Annotated in this window: 15 protein-coding genes; 3 read left to right on the top strand and 12 right to left on the bottom strand. The window is 64.6% G+C overall.

The features are described 5' to 3' along the window. Positions 1-128: 128 nt before the first annotated feature. From LB569_RS27335 to hpaR, 8 genes are all read right to left on the bottom strand, one after another. Complete coding sequence (locus LB569_RS27335; RefSeq protein WP_224694809.1) at positions 129-1073, bottom strand: acetamidase/formamidase family protein; 945 nt, start codon at positions 1071-1073, stop codon at positions 129-131. Further along, positions 1063-2706, bottom strand: coding sequence for an ABC transporter substrate-binding protein (locus LB569_RS27330; protein WP_224694808.1), 1644 nt, complete (start codon positions 2704-2706; stop codon positions 1063-1065). The genes LB569_RS27335 and LB569_RS27330 overlap by 11 nt, the downstream gene beginning before the upstream one ends. A gap of 52 nt (positions 2707-2758) precedes the next feature. After that, entirely contained in the window at positions 2759-3679 is a 921-nt protein-coding gene (locus LB569_RS27325) for an ABC transporter permease (RefSeq protein ID WP_140703350.1), read from the bottom strand. Positions 3680-3692: 13 nt separating this feature from the next. Further along, on the bottom strand, positions 3693-4601 hold the full coding sequence (locus LB569_RS27320) for an ABC transporter permease (RefSeq protein WP_411970257.1): 909 nt from the start codon (positions 4599-4601) through the stop codon (positions 3693-3695). Beyond that, on the bottom strand, positions 4579-5208 hold the full coding sequence (locus LB569_RS27315; protein ID WP_140703354.1) for an ANTAR domain-containing response regulator: 630 nt from the start codon (positions 5206-5208) through the stop codon (positions 4579-4581). Before LB569_RS27315 ends, LB569_RS27320 begins: the two co-directional genes overlap by 23 nt. After that, positions 5205-6299, bottom strand: coding sequence for a transporter substrate-binding protein (locus LB569_RS27310; protein ID WP_224539608.1), 1095 nt, complete (start codon positions 6297-6299; stop codon positions 5205-5207). Before LB569_RS27310 ends, LB569_RS27315 begins: the two co-directional genes overlap by 4 nt. A 203-nt stretch (positions 6300-6502) precedes the next feature. Beyond that, positions 6503-6985 (bottom strand): hypothetical protein, encoded by a 483-nt coding sequence (locus tag LB569_RS27305; RefSeq protein ID WP_224694807.1) that lies wholly within the window; start codon positions 6983-6985, stop codon positions 6503-6505. Positions 6986-7218: 233 nt separating this feature from the next. Further along, on the bottom strand, positions 7219-7575 hold the full coding sequence (gene hpaR / locus LB569_RS27300; RefSeq protein ID WP_224694806.1) for a homoprotocatechuate degradation operon regulator HpaR: 357 nt from the start codon (positions 7573-7575) through the stop codon (positions 7219-7221). Positions 7576-7840: 265 nt separating this feature from the next. Between hpaR and LB569_RS27295 the strand changes: the two genes are divergently transcribed. The 3 genes from LB569_RS27295 to LB569_RS27285 all read left to right on the top strand — a co-directional run bounded on the left by LB569_RS27295 (position 7841) and on the right by LB569_RS27285 (position 10507). Continuing rightward, complete coding sequence (locus tag LB569_RS27295; RefSeq protein ID WP_224694805.1) at positions 7841-8695, top strand: MetQ/NlpA family lipoprotein; 855 nt, start codon at positions 7841-7843, stop codon at positions 8693-8695. 86 nt (positions 8696-8781) lie between these two features. Beyond that, a complete protein-coding gene (locus tag LB569_RS27290; RefSeq protein WP_224694804.1) occupies positions 8782-9870 on the top strand; it encodes a methionine ABC transporter ATP-binding protein in 1089 nt (362 codons plus the stop codon). Then, entirely contained in the window at positions 9851-10507 is a 657-nt protein-coding gene (locus LB569_RS27285; RefSeq protein WP_224539617.1) for a methionine ABC transporter permease, read from the top strand. Before LB569_RS27290 ends, LB569_RS27285 begins: the two co-directional genes overlap by 20 nt. Positions 10508-10621: 114 nt before the next feature. Here the strand turns inward: LB569_RS27285 and LB569_RS27280 are convergent, their stop codons facing one another. From LB569_RS27280 to LB569_RS27265, 4 genes are all read right to left on the bottom strand, one after another. Then, positions 10622-11737: an aminomethyltransferase family protein gene (locus tag LB569_RS27280; protein ID WP_224694803.1), complete on the bottom strand. Its 1116-nt coding sequence runs from the start codon at positions 11735-11737 to the stop codon at positions 10622-10624. Between the two features lie 63 nt (positions 11738-11800). Next, the gene (locus tag LB569_RS27275) at positions 11801-12574 is read right to left on the bottom strand and encodes an ABC transporter substrate-binding protein (RefSeq protein ID WP_224694802.1); all 774 of its coding nucleotides are present in this window, start codon (positions 12572-12574) and stop codon (positions 11801-11803) included. A 122-nt stretch (positions 12575-12696) separates the two neighbouring features. Then, on the bottom strand, positions 12697-14439 hold the full coding sequence (locus LB569_RS27270; protein WP_224694812.1) for a hydantoinase B/oxoprolinase family protein: 1743 nt from the start codon (positions 14437-14439) through the stop codon (positions 12697-12699). Positions 14440-14455: 16 nt separating this feature from the next. Beyond that, complete coding sequence (locus tag LB569_RS27265) at positions 14456-16540, bottom strand: hydantoinase/oxoprolinase family protein (protein ID WP_224694801.1); 2085 nt, start codon at positions 16538-16540, stop codon at positions 14456-14458. Positions 16541-16629 lie beyond the last annotated feature (89 nt).

Genomic DNA, 16629 nt, shown 5'->3' with positions numbered 1-16629 from the left:
GACGGAAAACCACCGTCTCACGGGGCATGCGCATGCGGCATTTCGATTCACCAGATACTTTCCCCGGACAGCCCTGCCCTTGAGGGGGAGATGCCCGGCAGGGCAGAGGGGGGTGCGGCGCCGACCTTTCATTCAAACACGCAGCGCGGAAAGTAGAACGACACCACCCAGTTGGGCATGTCGACGATCTCGCTGATCCTGAGATCGCCGCAGACCGAGGCCAGCATGTAGGCTTCGACCGGATCTATTCCGTAACGCCCGGCGAGCAGGTCGACCATCTGGGCCACCGCTTCCTTGGCGCCCGCCATCAGATCCGGCCCGATACCGGTCGTCACCTCATAGCCCTTGGCGTCGAGATGGCGCGTCACCGGGCCCGATGTGGTGAAGCGCGGCGTCTTCAGCCTGGCGTCCTTGACCAGATCGAGCTTGAGCACGACGTCCATCGGGCTTTCGATCGCCGTGCCGCAGACCTCGCCATCGCCTTGCGCCGCGTGCGTGTCGCCGACCGAGAACAGCGCGCCCGCCACCTCGACCGGCAGATAGAGTGTGGTGCCGGCGGCGAGATCGCGAATGTCGAGATTGCCGCCGACGCGGCGCGGCGGCACCACCGAGTGGTGGCCCATCTCGGCTGGTGCGTTGCCGATGGTGCCGGCGAACGGTTTCAGCGGCACGCGCGCGTTCTTGCCGAACAATGCCGGCTCGAGCGAGGCGGCATTGTATTTCCAGATGTTCAGCGCCGGCTCCTTGAAGTCGTCGGCGAGCAGGCCGAAGCCGGGAATATTCGCCGTCCAGCCGAAGCCGGACGGTTTGAACATCTCGATCGTCACCTTCAGCGCATCGCCCGGCTCGGCGCCCTCGACGAAGATCGGACCGGTGACCGGGTTGATCTGGCCGAAGTCGAGCTTGGCGATCTCGGCGACCGTGCTGTCGGGCTGCAACTGGCCGCCCGAGGAATCCAGGCACTGGAACTCGATGGTGGAGCCGGGCGCCACGCGCTGCGCCGGGACAAACGAATTGTCCCAGCCGAAATGGTGATGGCGCCCGTGGATGGTGTAATCGCAGTTATTGCACATCTTTTACGTACACATTGTCGTAGTTGATCGGGACATGGACCGGGTCCACGTAAAGGTTGTCGGCGCCGCCCATGCGGGCCGATTTCATGGTGAATCGCTGCTCGTTGAAGACCGGCGCCCAGGGCGCGTCCGCCATGATCTTCGCGTAGATGTCGCTCCACATCTTGCTGCGCTCCCCGGCCTTCGCAGGGTCGACAATCGAGTCGGCCTCGGCTGCCTTGGCGTCGAGATCCTTGTTGCAATACCAGGACCAGTTCCAACCGCCCGGCACCGCTCCGGCGCAGCCCAGGATCGGGCCATAAAAGTTGGAGGGATCCGGGAAATCAGCGATCCAGCCCATGCCGCCGGACCAGATCATCGGCGCGCCGGCCTTGTCGCCGCCGGCGGCGATGACGTTGGCCTGCGCCAGGGACTGGATGCTGGCCTTGATGCCGATCGCCGCCAGATCCTGCTGGATCGCCTGGGCGATGCGCGGGTTGGGATCGGTGTTCATGGCGAACAATTGCGTCTCGAAGCCATCGGGATGGCCGGCCTCGGCAAGCAGCGCCTTGGCCTTGGCGACGTCGTAGGGATAACCCTTGTACTCCTTGTCGTAGCCCGGCATCGATGGCGGCAGCGGCTGGTTGGCCGGCACGGCGCGGCCGTTGATGATCTGGATGATGCGCGCCTTGTTGAGCGCCATGTTGACCGCCTGGCGCACCTTCACATTGTCGAACGGCGCCATGGTGGTGTTCATGGTGACATAGCCGGTGTGCAGCTGGCCGCCTTCGACGACGCGCGCCTTCTGCTCGGGATCGGCCATCACCTCCTGGAACTTTGCCGGAGGAATGCCGTCGAGCGGCAGGTCGATCTCACCTTTCTGCAGGCGCAGCAAAGCCACGATCGGCTCCTGGCCAACCTCGAAGGTGATCTTGTCGAGATGCGGCAGGCCTTTGTGCCAATAGTCCGGATTGCGTTCGAAGACGATGCGCTGGCCGAGCGTCCACTCGGCGAGTTTGAACGCCCCGGTGCCGACCGGATGCTTGCCGAAATCGGCGCCGTATTTCTCCACCTCTTCCTTCGGCACGACATGCGAGAAATTGATGGCCATGACATGCAGGAAGGTGGCGTCGGGGCGGGTCAGCTCGAACTTGACCGTGTAGGGATCGACGACGGTGACGCCCGACAGCGTCTCGGCCTTGCCGGCGGCGACGTCGTCATAGCCCTTGATCGAGCCGAAGAAACCGGCACCGGGGCTCTGCGTCTTCGGATTGGTGACGCGGTCGAGCGAATATTTGACGTCGTCGGCCGTCATCTCACGGCCATTGTGGAATTTCACGCCGTGCCTGAGCTTGAAGGTGAAGGTCTTGCCGTCGGGCGAGATCTCGTAGCTCTCGGCGAGGTCGGGTTTGAGATTGGTGGTGCCGGGCTCGTAGTCCATCAACCCGTCGAACAGGCTCTTGATCATCGACCAGTTCTGCCAGTCATAGCCGATGGCAGGGTCGAGCGTGGTGACGTCGTCCTTGTAGGTGGCGATGATCTCGCCACCCTGCTTGGCGTTGGTATCCATGGCGTCCTCTGCGCGGGCGCTCGTCATGCCGAGCATCAGCGCCAGCGCCGATGCCGCCACGGTCGATGCGAGAAACTTCTTCATTGTCATGTTCCCTTTCTCTGTTTGTTTTCTTGGTTTCATCCGAGCTTGATGCTCATCTCAGTTTGATGCGGGGGTCGATGAACGGCGCGATGATGTCGGCGAGCAGATTGCCGAGCACGATGGCGAAAGCCGACACCAGCGTGACCCCCATGATGATCGGGATGTCGACTCGCTGGATGGCCTGCCAAGCCAACTGGCCTATGCCGGGCCAACCGAACACGCTTTCGACGACGACGATGCCGCCCATGAAGATGCCGATGTCGATGCCGATCATGGCGATGACCGGCAGGATGGCGTTGGGCAGCGCATGGCGGAAAATGATAGCGCCGCGAGCCAGGCCTTTCGCACGCGCGGTGCGCACATAATCCTGGCGCAGCACGTCGATCATCGACGAACGCATCATGCGCGCATACCAGCCGGCCCCGAGGATGCCCATGGTCAGCGATGGCAGCACGAGATGGCGCCAGGTGCCGTAGCCACCGATCGGAAACCAGCTCAGCCTGACCGCGAAGACGTAGAGCAGCAAAAGGCCGACGACGAATTGCGGCGCCGAGACGCCGACGAAGGAGGCGACCATCAAGGTCTGGTCGGTGGCGGTGCCGCGCTTGATGGCGGCGATCAGGCCCATCGAGAGCCCGATCAGCAATTCGCACAGGATGGCGCCGACCATCAGAAGCAGGCTGGCCGGCAGCCGCGAGACGATGAGCTCGGTAACCTCCGAGCGCTGGATGTAGGAGCGCCCGAGATCGCCGCTGACGAGCTTCACCAGATAGTGCCAGTACTGGACGATGAAGGGCTGGTCGAGGCCGAGCTGCTGGCGGATGTTCTCCACCGTCTGCGGCGTGGCGCTGCGGCCGGCGATCTGGCGCACCGGATCGGCGGGCAGGAGATAGAGCAGCGCGAAGGTGATCAGCGAGACGCCGAGCAGGATGAGCAGCGACTGGATCAGCCGGCGGCCGAGATAGGCGATCATGCCCGGCCTCCCATCATGCCCGGCCCCTTTGCGTCGGGTCGAGAATGTCGCGCAGCGCGTCGCCGATCAGGTTGAAGGCCAGCGCCAGCGCCAGGATCGCGGCGCCGGGAAAGAACACCAGCCAGGGCGCGGCCTGAAAATAGGTCTGGTTCTCGAAGATGATGTTGCCCCACGATGCCGTCGGCGGCTGCACGCCAATGCCGAGGAAGGAGAGCGTCGCCTCGAGCAGAACCGTGGTCGAGATGCCGAGCGTGCCCCAGACGATGATGGTGGGCAGGAGATGCGGCAGGATGTGGCGAAACAGGATGCGCGGCGCACTCGCGCCGATGGTGCGCTCGGCGTCGATGAATTCGCGTTCGGCGAGCGAGGACGTCTCGGTGTAGATGACGCGCGCGGTCTGCACCCAGTTGACCAGGGCGATGACCATGGCGACGATCCACAGGCTGGGCTGGAACACGGCCGCCAGGCAGATGGCCAGCAGCAGCGCCGGGAAGGCCATCATCAGATCGGTGAAACGCATCAACACGCTGCCGACCCAGCCGCGGAAATAGCCCGCGGCGACCCCGACCAGCGTGCCGATGAAGAGTGCGATGCCATTGGCGACGATGCCGATGATCAGGGAGGTGCGCGCGCCGTAGAGGATGCGGGTCAACAGGTCACGCCCGAGCAGGTCGGTGCCCAGCCAGAATTTCGCATTCGGCGGCAGCGGCGAGCCCTCGATGGTCAGGCCGTCGAACATCTGTTCGTTGGGATCGTAGCCGGTCAGCCATGGCGCCAGGATCGCGCCGGCGACGACAACGGCCACGATGACCAGGCCGAGCAGCGCCAGGCGGCGCTGGACCAGCCGGCGCCAGACGCCGGCGCGCGGTTTTAACGGCATGCGCGCCGTCGCCGCGAGGTCAGGCGCGATGGGACTGGTCATCGCCGCTCTCCTCCCCGGTCTTGGCCTCTCCCGTTACGTCCTCGGTCATTGCCACGATACGGCGCGCGGCGTCCTCGACGCTGATCCGCCAGCTCATCGCCAGCGAGCGCAGTTGCGCATAGGCGCGCTCGTCGTCGCTGCCTTTGGCCAAAGCCGAGACAGCCCGCACGATGGTCTGGCGTTCGGCGACGCGCTGGCGCAGCGCGGCAATCTCGCCGGCTAAGTTCTTTCGTGCCTCGAAGCTCTGGCGCGCGATCAGCAGCGCGCTGTAGACGCCGGCATTGCCGACCGGCTTCAGGAGCTGCGCGTCGGCCTTGTGCGACAGCGCCCATTCGATGCGGCCGGGCGCTTCCGAGCCGATCAGCGCCACCAGCGGCATCGGCGCCTCGCCCGGCTTCCAGGGGAATTGCTCGTCGAAGCCGAGATCGGCATCGAAGAAGACGAAGTCCGCGGCCAGCGCTTCCGCCGCCAGTTCCGGCCAGCAGTCCACGGTGACAAGGCCGATGGCCGACAATTGCCTGGTGATCGCCTGCACCGTCGGGTGCGGGCGATGCAGGACAAACGCCCTGGCGCCGCCGAGATTGGGGATGCGCGGGGTGCGGGTCACGACACCACCCGCAAGCGCGGCCGGCCGAATGTTTTTGCCGGATCGTAGCGTGACAGGTAGGGATCCGGCGCGACCTCGTCCTCGCGGCTGACGACTTCGAAGAAACCGTCAGCGATCCGGCCTATGATGACGGGCAGCGTGGCGTGCTGGGAATGCGCGTCGATGGCGATCGGTCCGAGCCGGGTGGAAAAGCGCCGCTCGGCGAAGGTCCTGGAAAATTCGGCCGGGCCGGCCTCGGGATCACGCGACAGCACGTCGGCCATCACTTGCACGGAGGCATAGGCCGAGGCTTCGAAGGACGAGGCGAAGGCGGCCGGACGCGGCGCGAAATAGGGCCCGACCGACAGATGGCCTTTGCCCGTCTCGCCGATCGCCGGCAGCTCGCCCTCGGTCAGGTTACAGGAAATGACCGGGCAGTTTTGCGGGCTGAAGGCCGGATCCTCGACGCCCAGGTCGCGATAGGCGGCCAGGAAGGCATAGGACGAGGTGCCGATCAGATTGTTGAGGATGAAATTCGGCCGCGTCGCCCTGATTTCGGCAATCAGGCGCGACACGTCGGTCTCGCCGATACGCAGATAGCGCTCGCCCAAGACCTTGCCGCCGGCATCGGCGATCAGGTCGCGCGCCACGCGGTTCATCTCCCAGCCCCAGATATAGTTCGATCCGAGCAGAAAACCGTTGGCGCCGAAGCGCGGCACGACATGCGCCAGTAGCGGCACCAGGTGCTGGTTGGGACAGGCGTGCATGTAGACGACATGCTCGTTGGCCTCGAACCCCTCATAGGGGCAGGCATACCAGAGCATGCCGCCCGCCTTCTCCAGCACGGGAATGGTCTCCTTGCGGCTCCAGGAGGTGACGCAGCCGACGACGTGGCGGGCGCTGCTGGTCCTGAAAATGTCCTCGCACAGCGTCGCGTAGCGGTCGGCGTTGCTTTGCGGATCGCGTTCGACCGGCACCAGTTCGATACCCGAGCTGCGGTCGGCATTGATGTCGGCGATGGCGCGCATGGCGCCGATGCGGCACGCGTCGGAGACGAGCTGATAGCTCCCCGAGCGGGAATAGAGGATGCCTATTTCGATACGCCGTTTCAAACAAGACCCCAGAAATGACAATGCCCCGCAGCCAGCGCCGGAAAGGCGAGGCATACGAGGCATATTTGCCGCCCGGCGATCAGAGCCGGTATTTTGCGCTAGGGTATTCGGTCCGGCGGGCCAGTCAAGCCCTCAACGCCATCCGCGTCAAACACCGAAGCCCGGCCATCGCTGTTTCCCGCGAAATCCCCTTGTCGCCCCACCTATTTGGTCACCTGCCTGTGTTGGCGGGCATAAGCCACGCAAGCGTCCACGGTGCTGACACAGAGCGCGTCGCGCCTGCTGGGCAGATTGTTGTCGCCGGCGTAGGCAACTTCGGCGACGCGGCCGCCGACCATGCGGACTTGCGTGTCGCAATAGCCGCCGGGGGCGACATTGAGGGAACCACCGAGGGCCGGGACCGGCCCCACCGACAGGGTGGGGACGACGATGCTGAGATTGTCGCGCTGAACGACGCGCTTGTAGGTCCAGATCTGGCCGGATCCGCCAGCGTCCGCGGTGGCGGTTGGAAACCCCGCGCACATTCGAACGTCGGCTTCGCTGAGGCCGACCATCTCCTTGCGAGCCGCCGCCGCCGTGGGATCGACCTTGCCGATGCGCGACGTGTCGTCGGGAACGACGCAGGAAGACTGGGCGACGACGAAGAGACCAGAAAGGGCAAGCTTTCGAATAGAGGAAAATGTCATACCGATTTTTGAGATCGCGTGGCGCCCTGCCGCACTCTCTACCTAGGCAAGAAGGCCGCCCGATCAACCCGCCCGCCTTCACGAAAAGGTGGCCATGGCCGCATGAGGGAAGAATGCTGGCCGCAGGCACAATCAATCAGCGTAAGGATCAATGTCCCTGCAACTGCCGCCGGCGCCGCGCGGCTGGGCAGTCTGCGCTCGAGGCGAGGCGAACGGCCCGCGCCGCGGAGCGGTCAGCCTTTGCCGTCGATCAGGATTTCCAGGAGATCGAGAAGGTGCTCGAGCCGCTCACGGCCGAAGCGCCGTTCGATGTCGTCATAGATGACGCGACGTTCGGGCGACAGTGCCTCGATCAGCGCCGAGCCGGCCGGAGCAATGGCGAGCACGACGCAACGGCCGTCGCCTTGCGCCTTGTTGCGGGTGATGAATTTTCGGCCTTCGAGGGTCTTGATGATGCGGGTCAGGCTGGGCTGCAGCACCGAGGCACGGTCCGCAAGCTCCGTCGCCTCGATCGGACCGGCCTCGCTCAGCACGCGCAGCACCCGCCATTGCTGCTCGGTCACGTCATGCGCGGCCAACAATTGTAACAACACTATAAATCCGGAGGGAAACACGACGGCCGGGCTCGCGGGAACCTCGCCGGCTCTTCTGGGCCACGGGATCGGATCGCAACGGACGATACCCGATCCCGCGGCGTGTTTTGCTCTCTTCCCCAAAATTTTTGAGAGAATATTCCCGGCTTGGCTGAGAACGGCGAAACACGTTCTTTGATAAAATCGATAGAATTCTGATGATGTGACCAAGCCTAGGCAACCCGCCTTGCCGTCATGACTTCGCAACCGCAGAGAATCAGACATGTCCGACTTCAACAACACTTTGTCCTCTTCCCCAAGGTCAACCATCAACCGGCGCAGCGGCCTCGCTCTGCTGTTCGCCTCGGCTGTGGCGATCGGCAGCCTGATGGCGCCGCATGCCTCCTTCGCCGAGGACAAGAAGGCGATCAAGGTCGGCATCATCAGCGGCGAGGACGAGGATGTCTGGCGCGTCGTGGTCGCTAAAGCCGCCGAGAAGGGCCTGAGCATCGAGACCGTGGTGTTCAACGACTATACCCAGCCCAACGAGGCGCTGGAGCGCGGCGAGATCGACGCCAACGCCTTCCAGCACCAGCCCTATCTCGACAACCAGATCAAGACGCAGGGCTACCATATCGTGCGCGTCGGCTATACCGGCGTGTGGCCGATCGGCCTCTACTCCAAGAAGTACACGAAGGTCGCCGACCTGCCGGAAGGCGCGGTGATCGGCGTGCCGAACGACCCGTCCAATGAAGGCCGGGCGCTGCGCGTGCTGCAGAATGAGGGCGTGATCAAGCTGAAGGACGGCACCGGCATCCTCGCCACCACCGCCGACATCGCCGAGAATGCGAAGAAATTCGAGATCAAGGAACTCGACGCCGGTATCGTCGGCCGCTCGGTCGAGGATCTCGACGCCGCCGTGGTCAACACCGACTGGGCGCTGAAAAGCGGCCTGACCCCGGAAAACCGCATCGCGCAGGAGTCGATCGCCGACAATCCCTATCGCAACTTCATCGCGGTCAAGGTCGGCAACGAGAACGAGGCCTGGGTGAAGACGCTGGTCGCCTCCTACCAGAACGAGGCAGTCAAGGCTGAGTTCGACAAGGTCTACAAGGGCACCGGTCTCAGCGCCTACTGAGCAAATCCTGGCACGAAAGTGTCTGCTTTGACGAGAAGTGCGGTCCGCCCGATGCGCGGGCCGCAATCCTGTTTCGGGATCCGCGTATGAACCAGCATGTGACCGCAGCCATCGAGAACACGGACGACGCCGATGCACCGGCACAGGACGTTGTGCGCCTTGTCGAGCTGAAGCGCCGCTTCGGCGCGACGGCGGCGCTCGACGGCATTTCACTGACGGTGCGCAAGGGCGAGATCCTCGGCATCATCGGCCGCAGCGGCGCCGGCAAATCGACGCTGATCCGCTGCCTGAACGGGCTGGAGCGCCCCGACACCGGCGAGGTGTTCATCGAGGGCCGCGAGATCAGCCGGCTCCGCGAGCGTGACCTGCAGCCGCTGCGGCGGCGCATCGGCATGATCTTCCAGCATTTCAACCTGCTGTCGGCCAAGACCGTCGAGGACAATGTGGCGCTGCCGCTGAAGATCGGGGGCCGGCCAAAGGCCGAGCGGCTGAAGCGGGCGGCGGAGCTGCTCGATCTCGTCGGCCTGTCGGAAAAGGCGAAAGCCTATCCGGCGTCGCTGTCGGGCGGCCAGAAGCAGCGCGTCGGCATTGCCAGGGCGCTGGCCGCTCGGCCGGCGCTGCTTCTGTCTGACGAAGCGACGTCGGCGCTCGACCCGGAGACGACCGGTTCCATTCTCGCCCTGCTCAAGGACATCAACCGGCAGCTTGGCCTGACCATCCTCTTGATCACCCACGAGATGGAGGTGATCCGCTCGATCGCCGACCGCGTGGCGATCATCGACGCCGGACGCATCGTCGAGCAAGGGCCGGTCTGGTCGGTGTTCGCCGATCCGCAATCCGGCATCACAAAACGCCTGCTCGGCGCCATCCGGCCGCAACTGCCGCCGGAGCTGGCGGCCCGGCTCCGTCCGTCAGCCGGCGCGCAAACCATCCTGCGGGTGGATGTGGCCGGCGAAGCCGCGCGCGGCCCGCTGCTCTCCGACCTTGCGAGAGCCGTGCCTGGCGCCTTCCGGCTCGTTCATGGCGGCATCGACCATATTCAGCAGCAGCCGGTCGGAACGCTGTTCCTGTCCATTCCCGGCGGCGATGCGGGCCATCTCGCCGAGGTGATCGCTTTTCTAAAGTCCCGCCAGGCGCGGGTGGAGGTGCTTGGCCATGTCGCCGATCCTGTTTGAGCTTCTGCTGCGGTCGATCCGGGAGACGGTGCTGATGACGGCCGCCTCCGGCCTGATCTCGCTGGTCTTCGGCCTGCCGCTCGGCCTGGCGCTGATTGCCACCGAGCGCGGCGGCATCGCCGAAAGCCCGTGGGTGAACCGGGTGCTCGCCGCCGTCATCAACGGCTTCCGCTCGGTGCCGTTCATCATCCTTCTGGTGGCGCTGATCCCGGTGACGCGGCTGATCGTCGGCACCTCGATCGGCACCTGGGCGGCGATCGTGCCGCTGTCGATCGCCGCCACGCCCTACTATGCGCGCATCGCCGAAGTGTCGCTGCGGGAGGTTGACCACGGGCTGATCGAGGCGGCGCGCGCGATGGGCGGCAACCGCTGGACCATCATCCGCGAGGTGCTGGTGCCCGAAGCCCTGCCCGGCATCGTCGCCGGCTTCACCGTGACGCTGGTGACGCTGGTCGGCGCTTCGGCCATGGCCGGCGCCATCGGTGCGGGCGGACTCGGCGACCTCGCCATCCGCTACGGCTACCAGCGGTTTGAAACCAGCGTGATGATCGCCGTGGTGATCGTGCTGATCATACTGGTTTGCGGCATCCAGTGGGTGGGGGATCGTCTGGTGGCGCGGCTCGATCGTCGGGGGTGATGAGCCGGCTGACTGTCAGCGATTGGGGCCACCGCCCATCGCTTCGTCATAGGATGACGATGTCAGGCCGTTTCGGCCAATCGCGAAGGCAGCGACCTGTCGACGCAAGTCGCGCTAACCCCTCAACCTCGCCCCTTCCGGATCGAAGAACGGTATCGGCGCCACCATGGCGCGGACCGGCTTGCCTTCAATGGCGATGCTGAGTTCCGTTCCAACAGCCGTGAACGGCAGCCGCAGATGCGCTGTCGCCAGCACCTTGCCCAGGGAATAGCCATGGTCGCTGTAGGTGACCACGCCGACATCCCTGCCATCGGCCATCACCCGCGCATCCGTCGCTGCCGGCGTGTCGCCATCGAGGATCAGGCCGGTCCAGCGTTCGTCGAGACCCTTGTCGCGCACTTTGAAAAGCGCCTCGCGGCCGATGAAATCGCCCTTGTCGAACTTGATCCAGCGGTCGAGGCCGACATGGAACGGCGTGCGGGTCTCGTCCATGTCGATGCCATGCGCGGGATAGGCCTTTTCCAGACCGAGCGTGAACATGGCCAGCACGCCATAGGGCTTCAGGCCGAAATCGCGGCCGGCCTTCATCAGCGCGTCCCAGACCGAAGCCGCCTCATCGGCCGGCACGAAGAGTTCGAAGCCGAGTTCGCCGGTGACGCCGGTGCGCGAGATCAACACCTTGGTTTCGCCGACACGCCCCGAGGTGAACGCCCAGCGCTTCAACCCATCGAGATCGGCATCCGTGACCAGAGCTTTCAACAGGTCGCGCGAGCGCGGACCCTGGATGGTGGGGAAGGCGACCGCCGCCGTGATGTCGGTGACATAGGCCTTGCGGCCCTCAGCATGATGCTGCAGCCAGGGCAGCATCTTCAGGCGGTTGACGGAGCCGGTCACCAGCATGAAGTGCTCGGGTGCCAGCCGGAACACGGTGAGATCGTCCATGATGCCGCCATCCTCGCGGCAGACCGTGGAGTAGCGGACCTGGCCCGGCTTCATCGCCGAGGCATCGTTGACGGTGACATGGTTGACCAGCGCCTCGGCGTCCGGCCCCTTGATGTCCATCTTGCCCATGGTGCTGAGATCCTGCACGCCGACATTGGCGCGGGTGTTCAGGTGCTCGTCGGCAATGCCGGAATAGTATTTGGCCGAGATGAAGTCGCCGCCGACACGGCCCATGGTGGCGCCAAGCCCGACAATACCGCTGTAGAAGGGGGAGCGCCGCTCGGCCAAGGAATTTCTCCGTATGAAAAACGGCAGCGCCTGATAGCGCTGCCAGAGGGGTTGCCGTCGGTCTCAGGAACCGTAGACGTCGAAGGCAAAATATTTGTCGTTGATCTCCTTGTATTTTCCGTTGGCGCGCAGCGCGTCGATCGCCGCGTTGAACCTGTCGGCCAGGTCCTTGTTGCCCTTCTGCAGCGCGATGCCGACGCCGGGGCCATGAATGGCCGGATCGGCGGTCAGCGTGCCCAGCAATTTGCAGCAGGCGCCGTCGGGCTTCTTCAGCCATTCTGTCAGGATAATCGAGCCATCCATCATCGCGTCGAGGCGGCCATTGGCCATGTCGGTGCGGGCGTCGTCGCCCGTCGGATAGGCCTTGACGGTCGATCCCTTGTATTTCTGCTCGGCGAAATTCTGGTGGATGGTGGCGCTCTGCACGCCGAGCACCTTGCCCTTGAGATCGTCCGGCGAGGTGCCCGCGATGGTCGAGTCCTTCGGCACGGCGATGGCCGGCGGCGTCTGGTAGTATTTGTGGGTGAACTCCACCTTCTGCGCCCGCTCGGGCGTGATGGTGATGTTGATGATGGCGTCGAACTTGCCGGCCTGCAGCGCGGGGATCGAACCGTCGAAGTCCTGGACGGCGAATTCGCACTCGACCTTCATCTCGGTGCACAGCGCCTTGCCGAGATCGATGTCGAAACCGCCCAGCGTGCCGTCGGCATTGGCATAATTGAAGGGCGGATAGGCGCCCTCGGTGCCAAGCCGCAGCTTCTCCTGGGCGGAAGCAGCACCCGTGGCGAGGGTGAAAACGACGGAAGCGGCAAGCACGAAACGACCAAAAAGATGCATGTTCGAGATCTCCGTTGACCGGGATAAATCTACGGGCTTTCATGCTCCCGGCGGAGACGGAAACGACATGTCATGCGGCGATCACGGCGCTGTGAACGATCCGCGCGGGCGACCTGCGGTGGTTAGCCGGCTCGCTGATTGTGGGTTGCCATCCGGTCGACGATGAGATCACCCGCCGACAATACGACGCCAAATTTTTCCCTGGCTTGCTCGAAGGTGTAATAGCCCAGCGCCACATCGCGCCGCACCTGCTCCGCGTCACGTTCACGCGGATCGCCATAACCGCCGCCGCCGGGCGTGCCGACGCGCACGCGGTCGCCGGCCTTCAGCGGGATGTCCTGTTCCTTGGAGAGGTGCGGCGGTATGTGTTCTGCGCCATCGCGGAAGACAGTCACGCTGTTGGGTTCGCCGTCCTCCCCGCCAAGCGCGCCCTGCGGCCCGAAACGGCCATGATCCATGACAAAGGACGCGCGCGCCTCGCCGCGCAGGATCTCGACTTCGTAGGCGAGGCCGAAACCGCCCCGATGCTTGCCGGCGCCGCCCGAGCCTTCGCGCAAGGCATAGTGGCGGTAGAGCACGGGAAAGGCCTGCTCCATGATCTCGACCGGCGGCGATTTCGAAATGCCGATGGTCGAGCAGCCATTGGTGAGGCCGTCATGGGCCGAATTGCCGCCATAGCCGCCGCCGGATATTTGATACATGACATAATCACGGCCGCGCGCGGGATCGCTGCCGCCAAGCGCGAAATTGCCGCTTGAGCCGGCGGGGGCGGCCGTCACCTTGTCGGGAAGCGCCTGCACCATGGCGGCGAACACCGCCTCGGCGATGCGCTGCGAGACCTCGGCCGCGCAACCCGAGACCGGACGTGGATACTTTGCATCGAGGAAAGTGCCCTCCGGCCGCTTGACCTCGAGTGGTTCGAAAGCGCCGGCGCTGATCGGCACATCGGGGAAGATATGACGCATGGCGAGATAGACCGAGGACAGGGTCGTTGCCAGCACGCTGTTCATTGGTCCGGCGCAGGGCTTGGATGAGCCCGTGAAATCGAAGGTCAGCGTATCGCCCTGTTTCTCGACGGCGAGCGCGATGGTCAGCGGTTCGTTGACCACCCCGTCGGAATCGACGAAGGCCTTGGAATGATAGATTCCGTCGGGAATGGCGGATATGTTGGCGCGCATCTGCTCGGCGGCGCGGCGGCGCAGTTCGGCGATCGCCGCGACAACAGTTTCGTCTCCGTAACGATCCAGGATTCCATTGAGCCTATCCTGGCCGATCAGCAGGGCTGCTGCTTGCGCCCTGATGTCGCCGATGCGCTGGTCGGCAACCCGGATGTTGGAGCAAATGATGGCGTAGATTTCAGGATCGAGCACGCCCTTCTTGAACAGCTTTACCGGCGGCAGCCGCAGGCCTTCCTGCTCGACGGCGGTGGCGGATGCCGAGAAGCCGCCGGGCACGGAGCCGCCAATGTCGGGCCAATGGCCGGTGTTGGACAACCAGCAGAAGATCTTTTCACCGCGATAGACCGGCATGACGAAGCGCACGTCCATCAGATGCGTGCCGCCGAGATAAGGGTCGTTGACGATGTAGATGTCGCCCGGCTCCGGGGCCAGGCAGCGGCCGTCGGCGATCATTTCGATCACCGTCCTGGTCGAATATTGCATGACGCCGACGAACACCGGCAGGCCCTGGCTGCCCTGCGCGATCAGCGAACCGTCAACGGCGGAATAGATGCCGTCGGAACGGTCGTTGGCCTCGGCGATGACGGGCGAGAAGGCGGCGCGGGAAAAGGTCAGGTCCATCTCGTCGCAGACCTGCTGCAAGGCGGCCTGGAGGACCGAAAGCGTAATGGCGTCGAGCTTTGCCATACCAATGTCGGGCATCTCAGGCCTCGCCGATGTCGATGATGATGTTGCCGTCGGGGTCCGAGCGCGCGCGGTCGCCGGGTTCCAGCACGGTGGTGGCGTCCATCTGTTCGAGGATCGCCGGGCCTTCGATGATGGCGTCGAGCGGCAGCTTTTCCCTGATGTATACCGGCGTGTCGTGCCAATGGCCGGCGTACCAGACCGGCCGGATTTCACGCCGCGCCTCTTCCAGCGTTTTTGCGCGCCCGACCGGGTCGATCAGGCGCGACAGGTCGATCGCCGGCCTGACGCCGGTGACCGACGTGTTCAAGTTGACAAGATTGGCGCGGATTTCCGGCAGCTCGACCTTGAAGCGGGCGAAATAGGCTTTTTCGAACAAAGCCTGCAATTCGCTCCGCGTCACCGTCGAAGACGGCAGCGGCACGTTGATGATATGGGTTTGGCCGACGAACTGCATGTCGGCGGAGTGGGTGACGCGGATCCTCTCCGGTTTCACCGCCTCCTTGCCGATCAACTCCTCACCTTCGTTCCGGTGCCGTTCCAATACTTGGTGGAGCCGGCTTTCATCAAGAAGGGCCACAGGCTGGTTGATGGTGTTGACGAAGTCATGGCGCAGATCGGCGACGACGCAGCCGAGCGCGTTGGTGATGCCGGGACGGGCCGGTACCAGCACTTTGGGCAGGCCGAGTTCGCGGGCGAGCGCGGTGGCGTGCAGCGGCCCGGCGCCGCCGAAGGCGAACAGCGCGAAATCGCGCGGGTCATGACCGCGCGACACCGAGACCATGCGGATGGCGCCGGCCATCTTCATGTTGCCGAGGCGCAGCACCGCGCCAGCCGCCTCGACGCCGGACAGGCCGGTCGCCTTGCCGATCCTGTCCTCGAAAATGCCGGTGACGCGCTCCGCCGTGACCGGATTGTCGACCGCCAGCAGCTTCTTCGGGGCCAGCCGGCCGAGCACAAGATTGGCGTCGGTGATGGTCGGCTCGGTGCCGCCACGGCCGTAGCAGATCGGGCCGGGATTGGCGCCGGCACTTTCGGGGCCGATCTGGATCAGGCCGGCCGCATCGACGCGGGCGATCGAGCCGCCGCCGGCGCCGACCGTGTGCACCGCCACCATCGGCACGTGGATGGGCATCGCATATTCGATCTCGATCTCGTTCGAGACCGCCGGCTCGGCATTGCGGATCAACGCCACGTCGGTCGAGGTGCCGCCCATGTCGTAGGTGACGAGGTTTTCGAAGCCGGCGCGCTTGCCCGTATAGGCGGCGGCGATGACGCCGGAGGCGGGGCCCGACATCACCGTCTTGGCCGATTCACGTGTGACGAAGCGGGCCGAGATCATGCCGCCATTGCCGTTCATGATGAGGAAGTCGCGGCCATAGCCTTGTGCCGCCAATTCCTTGCGCAGCCGCTCGACGTAACGCTCGAGGATCGGCTGCACCGAGGCATTGACCGAGGCCGTTACGCCGCGTTCGAATTCGCGCGCTTCCGACAGCAGCGCATGGCCCGTGGTGATGTAGCCGTTCGGCCAGAATTCGGCAGCGATTTCGGCTGCGCGCCGCTCATGTCCGGGGTTGGCGTAGGAGTGCAGGAAGTGGATGACGAGGGATTCGCAGCCGGCGGCGATAAGCGCCTGCACGGCATCGCGCATTTCGGCCTCGTTGAGCGGCGTGCGGATAGCGCCTGAGGCCTCGACGCGCTCCGACACTTCGAGCCTGAGATTGCGCGGAATGATGGGGACGAAGGTCCCGGTCATGCCATAGGGCTGCGGCCGCGTGCGCCGGCCGAGCTCGATCACGTCGCGAAAACCGCGCGTGGTGATCATGCCGGTTTTGGCCAGCCGGCGCTCCAGCACCGCATTGGTGGTGGTGGTCGTGCCATGCACGATGAGGTCGATGCCGTCGACCGGAAAACCGGTGGCGCCGAGCGCCGAAACCACGCCAAAAGCCTGGTTGTCGACCGTCGTCGGCGTCTTGGCCAGATACACCTTGCCGCCGTCCTTGCCATCGATCAAAAGCAGGTCGGTGAAAGTTCCGCCGACATCGATGCCGGCAACCACGCTGCCCAGGGAATCCGGCGACGGCACCGAAAAATTCTCTTCCATTGTCGAAACCCGAAATGCTGGGACTACGGATATGCCGCAGTTTGGAAAGGTGTTTCACGGCGCCATCTTGACGCAAATATCGTTTGTAT

Source organism: Mesorhizobium sp. BH1-1-4 (assembly GCF_020165665.1).
In the GTDB taxonomy this organism is placed as follows: Bacteria; Pseudomonadota; Alphaproteobacteria; order Rhizobiales; family Rhizobiaceae; genus Mesorhizobium.
This window is presented reverse-complemented; position numbering and strand designations above follow the sequence as displayed.